At 69.7% G+C, this 9,613-nt stretch carries 7 protein-coding genes and 1 pseudogene; 5 read left to right on the top strand and 3 right to left on the bottom strand.

Going from position 1 to position 9,613, the window contains the following annotated elements; all coding sequences use genetic code 11:
- The first annotated feature begins 554 nt into the window (after window positions 1-554).
- Entirely contained in the window at window positions 555-950 is a 396-nt protein-coding gene (locus ACIBZJ_RS05940; protein WP_395925950.1) for a peptidoglycan-binding protein, read from the top strand.
- A 647-nt stretch (window positions 951-1,597) separates the two neighbouring features.
- On the opposite strand, the gene ACIBZJ_RS05935 is transcribed toward ACIBZJ_RS05940, so the two are convergent.
- Window positions 1,598-2,413 carry a polysaccharide deacetylase family protein gene (locus tag ACIBZJ_RS05935; RefSeq protein WP_395925948.1) on the bottom strand — a complete coding sequence of 272 codons (816 nt, stop codon included), beginning with the start codon at window positions 2,411-2,413 and terminating at the stop codon, window positions 1,598-1,600.
- Between the two features lie 275 nt (window positions 2,414-2,688).
- Entirely contained in the window at window positions 2,689-2,967 is a 279-nt protein-coding gene (locus ACIBZJ_RS05930; RefSeq protein WP_395925946.1) for a hypothetical protein, read from the bottom strand.
- A gap of 231 nt (window positions 2,968-3,198) precedes the next feature.
- Between ACIBZJ_RS05930 and ACIBZJ_RS05925 the strand changes: the two are divergent.
- The 4 genes and pseudogenes from ACIBZJ_RS05925 to ACIBZJ_RS05910 form a co-directional block, all read left to right on the top strand.
- Window positions 3,199-4,167 (top strand): annotated as a pseudogene (locus ACIBZJ_RS05925) (malate synthase G); the annotation flags it as partial.
- Between the two features lie 514 nt (window positions 4,168-4,681).
- Window positions 4,682-5,995, top strand: coding sequence for a Rieske 2Fe-2S domain-containing protein (locus ACIBZJ_RS05920; RefSeq protein WP_395925944.1), 1,314 nt, complete (start codon window positions 4,682-4,684; stop codon window positions 5,993-5,995).
- Window positions 5,996-6,041: 46 nt separating this feature from the next.
- Complete coding sequence (locus ACIBZJ_RS05915; protein WP_395926044.1) at window positions 6,042-7,484, top strand: glutamine synthetase family protein; 1,443 nt, start codon at window positions 6,042-6,044, stop codon at window positions 7,482-7,484.
- An 8-nt stretch (window positions 7,485-7,492) separates the two neighbouring features.
- Window positions 7,493-8,917, top strand: a complete 1,425-nt coding sequence (locus ACIBZJ_RS05910; protein ID WP_395925941.1) for an aldehyde dehydrogenase family protein — start codon at window positions 7,493-7,495, stop codon at window positions 8,915-8,917.
- Here the strand turns inward: ACIBZJ_RS05910 and ACIBZJ_RS05905 are convergent.
- Window positions 8,907-9,590: a GntR family transcriptional regulator gene (locus ACIBZJ_RS05905; RefSeq protein ID WP_395925939.1), complete on the bottom strand. Its 684-nt coding sequence runs from the start codon at window positions 9,588-9,590 to the stop codon at window positions 8,907-8,909. The two genes, ACIBZJ_RS05910 and ACIBZJ_RS05905, sit on opposite strands and share 11 nt — an antisense overlap.
- Between the last annotated feature and the right edge of the window lie 23 nt (window positions 9,591-9,613).

Raw genomic sequence — 9,613 nt, 5'->3', positions numbered from 1 at the left:
TCACCAACATCGCCGCAGCCACCCGACACCACGCCCGCGACAGCACCCGACCCCTGGCCCTACTCGGCATCACCTAACGACTTTGCCGGGGCCCTCGGGAACACCCGGGTCGTCAGCACCCCCAGCGCGACCCGATCCGACAACCGCTCACCGACGACCCTTACCTGACCCGCACGTGGCACGACCTGACCAACGACCGAATTAGACCTAAGTTGCCGGTATTGAGGCTAGCCTGAACCACTGAACTATCGGGCAACCACGAGCCCCGCTGACCACTTTTGTGGCAACTAGGGGACTGCACTGCGTCAGGCCACCCATCACCCGCCTGACCAACCTCCCTGGACAGCGCAGCTAGGGCGACCAACCACTTCGCGTACGTGGCGACCCCGCTCAACCCAGATCGGATTGGCCACATGGCGATTTCGGCGCGAAGCGCCGCTACCCCAGATGGGCGTAAACGAACATGTATAGCGAATATGTATCCAATGTGTAGCCAGCGCTGGTGTCGTACATGTCGTACCGACACTCATCCTCACCATCGGAGGCCCTGCATCGTGAAAACGCTGAACGCTGCCGTGCACAGTGGACCCCGCAGTACCGTCGGGCGGCTTCTCGCTCTGCTTATCTCCGTCCTCGCCGCCCTAGCCGTCGGCGGTGTCCTCGCCACGCCTGCCAGTGCGCAACTCATATCCAACAAGTGCACGTACACCAACAGCCAGCCGACCCTCCAGCGCGGCAGTTCCGGCACGGCGGTTCGGCAGGTGCAGTGCGAGCTCAACTATTCGATGGACAACGTCGAAATCGCTCAGGACGGCAGCTTCGGCGCTACCACCGACAGCACCGTCCGCCGCTTCCAGCGCTGCCTCGGGCTCCCCGTAGACGGCATCGTCGGACCAAATACCTGGCGTCAGCTGAACCTCTGGGCGTGGACCGGCGGCCTCAACTGCTGACCACGCCAACCGCCAACAGAACCAGGCGATCCGTGAGTGGGCGAAGGCCCACAAGCTTGGGGCTGAGGCTCCGTTGAGCCTATGGACGACCTGACAGTCACCGCCATCGGCAACACGGGCGACAGTCGTCCACACCCCCGAGCTTAAACGCCCGGCCAGCCATCCCACTCGAATGGCGACGGACTGTAAATCCGTCGGCTTAGGTTCGAACACGTCACCCGCCACACGCAGGGAAAACGGCCTCTGGCCGGCGGAAACGCTGACCGGGGGTCGTTCCGTGTCCGCTGGCTTCGCGGCCGAAATCGGCCGGGAGGTGTCCGGTGGTGTCCCGACGTGTTCCACTGGCTGTCACTGGGGCCGGACGCACGGCGGACAACATCCGCGGCGAATCACAGGCCTGTCTACCGCCGTGGTGCCGTCAGTTCCGCTGTCGCGTGGTGTTTGGCGCCGACCCGCGGTGCGCCGCGCCGCGTCCTCTGTCCGGGCGACGGCTGACCCGCAAAGCCCGCGCCGGGCCGTGAAGCGCTGCAGGCCTGGCCGGCCCTCCGAGAAGACCGCAGCCGAGCGCACCGGTGATCGACTTGATCGGCGGGGTGAGGCAGACCGTCGGGAAATCGCCGCCACCATCGTCCGATTCAGGTCGTGGGTCAGACGGTGAAGACGTCGCCGAGGTGGACCGGCTGCAGGCGCTTCTGCTCGATGATCCCCATCAGGCGGTCCATGACCTTGATCACCGGGCGGTGGTTGGCGTGCCCGATCACCACGTGCTGGGGCTGGAACCATTGTTCGGCCAGCGCGACGATTTTCTGCGGCGGTTGGACGATCGCGTCGCCGAGGCTGCCCAGCCACATGGTCACGCCGGGGTAGCCCAGGTCGGCCAGCTGGTTGTTCAGCCGCCCGTCGCCGTGGCCGAAGGGCGGCCGCAGGAAGGGCCGGCCGGTGACTCCGTAGGTGTTCTTCAGGAATTGCTCGTTGCGCTGGACCTGGTCGGTGACCTCGGCGGCGCTCAGGTGCAGCAGGTCGGGGTGCGACCAGGTGTGGTTGGCCAGGAAGATCTGGTTGTTCTCCACCAGTGGGCGCAGCACCGGCGCGTGCTCGGTCCAGCTCTCGTTGATTCCGTTGCAGAAGAAGGTGGCCCGCAGGCCGGTGTCCCGGCAGAGCTGCGCGTAGGCGCCCAGCACGGCGCTGCTGGTGCCGTCGTCGATGGTGAGCGCAAGGCAGCGGCCGGTCCCGGGCAGCCGGGTGATCGTCCCGCGGGGGATCGGCGCCTTCACCAACCCGACCGGCGCGTCGAAGCGGGAGCTGGACGTGTCGGCGGGGGTTCCGTCGGTCGTGGCCGAGCCCGCCGCCGAGGGCGCCCAGTTGCTCGGCCGGGCCGGGACCGGCCGGTGGTCGTCCGCGCACCCGCTCAGCGCGGCGACCACTGCGACCGCGACCCCGGTCAGCACGCTTCGTCGGTCCACAGCGGCGCCCCCTGGCTGGCGCGACCCGCGTGTGCGCCTCCAGGACATCGTGACAGGTGTTTTCAAGGGTGAGCAGTGGGCTCCCTTGGGCCCGACCAGGCCCCCGGCCCCGACGATCCGGGGCCGGGATCGTCGAGGCCGGTGATCGCGTTCACCGGGCCGACCCGCCCTGCCGCGGACGCATCATCAGCGTCGCTGATGCACCAGGACGACGTCCTGGACGTCGACCGGCTGCCGCGCCAGGCTGCGCCGCCCTCACTCGCGCTGCGCCGCCCTCACGGAACGTGCGCGTTACAGGTGTTGTAGCGCCCTTCGTAGAACTTCCAGTTCGCGAAGTCGTATTGGGCCTGCTGGTCCCAGTACGACCTCGCGCTCGCGCTCCCTGCCGCCTGGCTCTGCCCAGCGTCGTAGATGAACAGGTCCCGAAAGGCCGAGGCGAGATCCTGCCAGTTTCTGCACGTACCGGCCTGCGCGGTACCAGCGGTGAAACCGAGGCTTCCCACTACCAGGATCCCGACCACCGCCACCTTGACGACGATGCCACGCACGCTCACGAGAACTCCCTCCAGTTGCCGGCGTCCGTCACCTGGAGTGCGTTCCATGCCGTTCCCTCCGCGGCCCCCGCGGAGGAAGCCACCGGCCCGGCGACGGCGCCGCCACCGGTGGCGGGCCTGGCTGCCTGCCACCTCGATCCAGCATGGAATCTGATCAGCACCGGGCTCGCCCGATCAGTGACCGCGCTGCCGGGTGTGACAGCGCGTAGGCGGCCCGGCGGCAAGTCCGGGAGAGCCGGGCTGCGACTCATGCAGCGGCGACTGACCGCCACCGTCACCAAGGACGGTCGCACGTTCGAACGCGTCATGGCGTCGGACCGGCACTACCGGAAGCCCGATGGGTCGGCCCTCACCCTCCCGGGCCGCTCGCTGTTGTTCCTCCGGCAGGTCGGTCTGTTGATGAGCTCCGACGCGGTGTTGGGTCCGGACGGCCGGCCCGTTCCGGAAGGCCTGCTCGACGCGCTCGTCCGCGGGCTGGGGAGCCTGCCCGACCTTCGGGGCGACGCCCGGGGCGGCAACTCGCGACACGGCTCGACGTACGTGGTCAAGCCCGAACTGCACCGCCCCGACGAGGTCGCGTTCACCGTCGAGGTCTTCGCGCGGGTCGAGGAGATACTGGGCCTGCCCGCCAGGACGATCAAGATCGGCATCACGGACGAGGAGCGGCGCACCTCCGCGAATCTCGCGGCCTGCCTCCACGCGGCTCGCGACCGGGTCGTCTTCGTCAACACCGGGTTCCTCGACCGGACCGGGGACGAATTGCACACCTCGAGGTTCGCCGGACCGATGGTGCGGAAAGCAGAGATGCGTACGCAACGAGGGATCGCCGCGTACGAGGACAACAACGTCGAGACCGCGCTGAGGGCCGGGTTCCGTGGCCGGGCCCAGATCGGTAAGGGCATGTGGCCCGCACCGGACGACCTGGCCGACATGCTCGAGCAGAAGCGCGCTCATCCGCGAGCCGGCGCGTCGTGCGCCTGGGTCCCGTCGCCCACGGCCGCCGACTGGTCAGCGCAGGAGATCGCGGCGGAACTCGACAACAACGTCCAGGGGATCCTGGGTTACGTCGTGCGATGGATCGCCGCGGCGCGGGCACTCGTCACCGACGGGCACGGCCTGCCCAACGGCTATACCGAGCCGGTACTGCACGGCTTCCGGCGCGAGGCGAAGCGCCGGGCCGACGCGCCCGGTTCTCGGTGACCGTCCGGCACACGTCGGGCGGGGTGGACGGACTGGCCGGCACCGACGCCCGGTGGTCGCCTCCGGCAGGGCGGCCCGAGCGTCCGCGAGCGCGTGGCCGAGTGAGGGCAGCGGGGGGCGGCGGGTGCCGATGAGCCGCCGGACGGCGGGCAGGGTAGTGAGTGGCTGCAGGAGGTCGCGGGCGATGCGGTGGGCTTCGCGGTCGTCGCGATCGCGGGTTCACAGAGTCCGAAGGCCGCGGCGAGATCGGTGGTGAGGCCTTCGAGGGTGGCACGGCGAGCGGGCGAGCGGTTCTCTGTGGCCTTTCGCGGCTGCGGGCGGCGGCGATCATCCATCGGCCGGCTGTCCACGAGCAACACGGCAAGGTCTTCGCCGGGACAGCGCTGTCGTGGATGAGCCCGGGACTCTCGAGTCCAGCGGCAAGAGAGTCGCCCTTCCATTGCCAACGCACTCCCGTGACCGTAGATTGGATCCAAAATCCGGTAAACGGGATGCGTTAACGGGAGGGTCGGGCATGCTCAGTCAGGCGGACAACGAGCGCGTCACACAGACCGGGCCGGACACTGCGCTGGGCCGGCTGATGCGGGCCTACTGGCAGCCGGCCGCGCTGGTGTCGGAGATGCCCGCGGACCGTCCGGTCAAGCCCGTGCGGCTGCTGGGTGAGGACCTGGTGCTGTTCAAGGGGGAGTCCGGCAGCTGGGGCCTGGTGGGGCGCTGGTGCGCGCACCGGGGCGTCGATCTCGCGTACGCCCGGCACGAAGACGGTGGCCTGCGCTGCCTTTACCACGGCTGGCTCTACGGTGCGGACGGCCGTTGCCTCGAGCAGCCGGCCGAGCCCGCGCACAGCAGGTTCGCGGAGAAGATCAGCATCCCGAGCTACCCGTGCGAGGAGCGCAACGGGATCGTGTTCGCGTACCTGGGCGCCGGTGACCCGCCGCCGTTCCCGCACTACGACTGCTTCACCGCGCCGGAGCAGTACACGTTCGCGTTCAAGGGCCTCTGGGAGTGCAACTGGCTGCAGGGCGTCGAGGGCGGCATCGACCCCAGCCACGTGAGCTTCCTCCACAAGTTCGTCGGCGAGGACCCGCGTGACGTCTACGGGCAGCAGTTCAGCGAAGAGGTCGAGGGCACCGGGATGAAGCTCTCGAAGCTGGTCGGCGACAGCTTTCGGCCGGACATCGAAGTGGAGACCGTGGAGCACGGGCTTCGTGTCTACGCGTTACGTCAGCTCACCGAGGACATCAAGCACGTCCGGATCACCAACCTGGTGTTCCCGAACGCGTTCGTGGTGCCGTTCGGCAACGGCAAGGCGTTCATCCAGTGGCACGTGCCGGTCGACGACTTCAACCACTACTGGTACATGATCCTGTACGACTTCCGGGAGGAGACCGACCAGGCGACGCTGCTCGAGCAGCGTCTGAAGGAAGTCGAACTGCCGGACTACCGACCGCTGCGCAACCGCGCCAACAACTGGGGCTTCGACCCGGCCGAGCAGCGGGACCTGACCTACACCGGGATGGGCTTGGACATCAACGTCCACGACCAGTGGGCGGTGGAGAGCATGGGCCGGATCCAGGACCGGACGGTGGAGCGGCTCGGTGTGTCCGACCGGGCGGTCACCGCCAACCGGCGGCTGCTGCTGCGCGCGATCGACGCGTTCGAGTCGGGCAATCCGACGCCCGGCGCCGCGCCGGACGAGGCGGCGGCGGCCGCGCTCACCGGGCCGCTGTGCATCGACACCATCGCGCGCAACGACGGCTGGGAGCAGAACTGGCGCGATCGTGAGGCCGAGCGTCGCGCGGAGTCGCCCTGGGCCACGAATGTCTAGCGCGGACGAGCGGTCGTACGCCGACGGTGGCGGTGGCGCGCGGCCGATGCTCGCCGCTGAGCGCGGCGGTTTCATCGAGCGGCACGACCTGTGGAGCGCGGAGCAGTACGCCGCCGCCGCGCAGGTCCGGCGCGTGATCGACGAGCTGGGGCTGGACCTGGTCCGCTTCTCCTTCGCCGACCACCACGGCCTGTTGCGCGGCAAGACCGTGGCCCGCGCCGGCGTCGCCTCGGCGTTGCGCTCGGGGTTGACTGCGCCGTCGTCCTTGCTGCTCAAGGACACGTCGGGCCGGTCGGTCTTCCCCGTTTTCGACGCGGAGGGCTTCGGCGGTTTCACCGGCGCCGGTGACGTCGTGCTGGTCCCGGATCCGCTGACGTTCCGCGTGCTGCCGTGGGCCGCGAAAACCGGCTGGATCCTGTGCGACGTCCGCCGTCCGGACGGGTCGGCGACGCCGCTCTGCACCCGCAGCGTCCTGCGCGATCAATTGGGCCGGCTGGCCGGCCGTGGCTACGCGATGACGGTCGGCGTCGAGCTGGAGTTCCACGTCTTCCGATCGCTGGCCGGCGGGTTGGAGCCGGATCAGGTCGGCGCGCCGGGCCGGCCGGGCGCCCCCTCCGAGGTGGCGCCGACCAGCCGCGGGTCGCAGCTGCTGCTGGAGGAGGACGCCGACCGCCTCGACGATGTCGTCCAGCTGCTGCACGCCGGTCTGACCGGGCTCGATCTGCCGCTGCGCACGCTGGAGGTGGAGTTCGGGCCTTCGCAGCTGGAGCTGACCCTCGACGCCGGCGACGCCGCTACGGCCGCCGACGCCGTCGTGCTGGTGCGTTCGGCGATCCGGCAGCTCTGCCGCCGGCGCGGGTACCACGCCACGTTCATGTCCCGCCCGGCGGGAACCGAGACCGCGTCCACCGGCTGGCACCTGCACCAGTCCCTGCGTGAAATTCCGACGGACACACCAGCGTTCGACGGTGACCCGCTCTCGCGGACCGGCAAGCACTGGCTCGGCGGGCTGCTGGCGCATGCCCCGGCGGCCGCGGTGTTCACTACGCCGACCGTCAACGGCTACAAGCGATACCTGCCGCACTCGCTGGCGCCGGACCGGGTCGTCTGGGGCGTGGACAACAAAGGCGCAATGGTGCGGGTGGCGGGTAACGGCCTGGACTCCGGCATCCGGCTGGAGAACCGCTCGGGGGAGCCGGCCGCCAACCCCTACCTCTACGTCGCTTCCCAGGTGGCCAGCGGTCTCGACGGACTGGCGGCCGAACTCGACCCCGGGCAGCCGGCCGAGAATCCCTATGCCGAACCGGCCGGGGGGCTGCCGAAATCGCTGGGCGAGGCGCTCGACGCGCTGGACGCCGACCCGGCGTTCGCCGAGGCGCTCGGCAAGGATGTCGTCGCCTGGTTCGCCGGGCTCAAGCGCGCGGAGTTCGCCCGCTACCTGGCGCACGTCTCCGACTGGGAACAGCGCGAGTACTTCGATCTCTTCTAAGGACCTTCATGACTTTCCAGCCGTTTCTCGTCGGTGGCGAGTGGATCACCGGTGACGACCGATTCCCGGTGCTCGACCCGTCCACCGGGGAGCCGATCGCCACCGTCGCCCAGGCCACCCCGGAGCACGTCGACGCCGCGGTCGCCGCCGCGGCCGCGGCCCATGCCGACCGGCGGTGGAGCGGGCTCGCCCCGCTGGACCGCACGAAGGTGCTCAGCCGCATCGCCGATCTGCTGGAGGAGAACCTCGAAGAGCTGGCGGTGCTGGAGACCCGCGACAACGGCAAGCCGATCGAACGCTCCCGGGCCGACGTCCTCTCCGGCGCCAAGGCGTTCCGGCACTTCGCCGGTGCGCCCGGCCGGCTGACCGGCACGGTCGTCCCGATCGACGGCGGCGCCCACCACGTCTACACGACGCTGGAGCCGGTCGGTGTCGCGGCCTTGATCCTGCCGTGGAACTTCCCGATCATGACCGCGTCGTTCAAGCTGGCCCCGGCGCTGGCGGCCGGCTGCCCGGTCGTGGTGAAGCCGGCCGAGCAAACGCCGCTGACGATGCTGCGGCTCGCCGAAATCTGCGGCCGGGCGGGCGTCCCGGACGGCGTGGTCAACGTGCTCACCGGTGACGGCAGGGTCGGGGCGCAGCTGTCCCAGCACGAGAAGGTCGCCAAGGTGTCGTTCACCGGGTCGACGGAAGTGGGTCGCCTCGTCATGGCCGCGGCCGCCCCCACCACCAAGCGCCTCACGCTCGAACTCGGCGGCAAGAGCCCGAACATCGTCTTCGCCGACGCCGACCTGGACGCCGCGGTCCTCACCGCGATGCGGGCGAGTTTCGGTCACTCCGGTCAGATGTGCACGGCCGGCAGCCGCATCCTCGTCCAGAACTCGATCCGGGCCGAGATGGAAGAGCGCCTGGCCGAAGCCGTCCGGAAGGTCCCGGTCGGCAACGGACTGGACGGCGGGATCACCGTCGGTCCGCTCGTCTCGGAGGATCAGCGGCAGCAGGTGCTGTCGTACATCGCGATCGGGCGGCAGGAAGGGGCGACGGTCGCGGTCGGAGGCGGGAGCCCCGAGCGCGCCGGCTACTTCGTCGAACCGACGCTGTTCACCGGTGTCACCAACAGCATGCGAATCGCGCGCGAGGAGATCTTCGGGCCGGTCGCCGGCGTGATCGGTTTCGAGGACGAAGACGAGGCGATCGCCATCGGCAACGACACCGCGTACGGCCTGGCCGCCGGAGTGTGGACCAGGGACCTGTCCCGGGCGCACCGGATGGCGCGAGCCCTGCGCGTCGGCACGGTCTGGGTCAACACCTACAACATCTTCGACGCCGCACTCCCGTTCGGCGGGGTCGGCGACTCGGGGCTCGGCCGTGACCTCGGTGACGACTCGGTGCTCGGCTACTGCGAACGCAAGGGCGTCGTCATCAGCCTCTGAAGACGACCCCGGACCGGCGTTCGTACCACCGGGCCAGTTGCTCGCCGGCGCTGGTCACGTGCGCCTGCATTTCGCGCCTGGCGGTGCGGGCGTCGCCGGCGGCCAGCGCGTCGATGATGCGCACGTGCTCGTTGTAGTTGTCGTCCCGGTGCCGTGGACTGTCCCGCAGCACCAGTGCGGAGACGTTGCGCGGGAATGCTTCGTTGATCTCCTTGATCACCTTGGCCAGGCGCTCGTTGCCGGAGATCTCGTGGATCAGCGTGTGGAAGTCGTCGTTGGCGGCGGTGGTGGAGGTCTGGGCCGGCGCCGCGTCCCGGCGCAGCAGCTCGTTGGCCTCCCGCAGGCGGTCGAGCGTGTCGTCGGTGACGACACGCACGGCCCGTTTGCAGGCGAGGCCTTCGAGTTCGGCGCGCACCTCGTAGGCCTCGCGGACCTCCCACGGGGCGGGTACCCGGACCACGGCTCCCCGGTTGGGGACCACCTCGATCAGACCACCGCTCTGCAGCTGGCGGAGGGCCTCCCGGATCGGCGTGCGGCTGATCCCCAGCCGGTTGGCGAGGTCGGCCTGGCGCAGCTGCGCGCCGATCGGGATCTCACCGGTCATGATCAGCTTGCGGATGGCCGCCGCGGTGTCGTCCACCAGGGCGCTCGGCGAGGGTGTCTGCTCGTCCATGCTGCTTTCGTTCCGGGGCCGTT

Origin of the sequence: Cryptosporangium sp. NPDC051539 (assembly GCF_044454545.1) — a bacterium.
Classification (GTDB): Bacteria; Actinomycetota; Actinomycetes; order Mycobacteriales; family Cryptosporangiaceae; genus Cryptosporangium.
The sequence above is the reverse complement of the archived record's forward strand: the minus strand, read 5'-3'. Positions and strand labels throughout refer to the sequence as shown.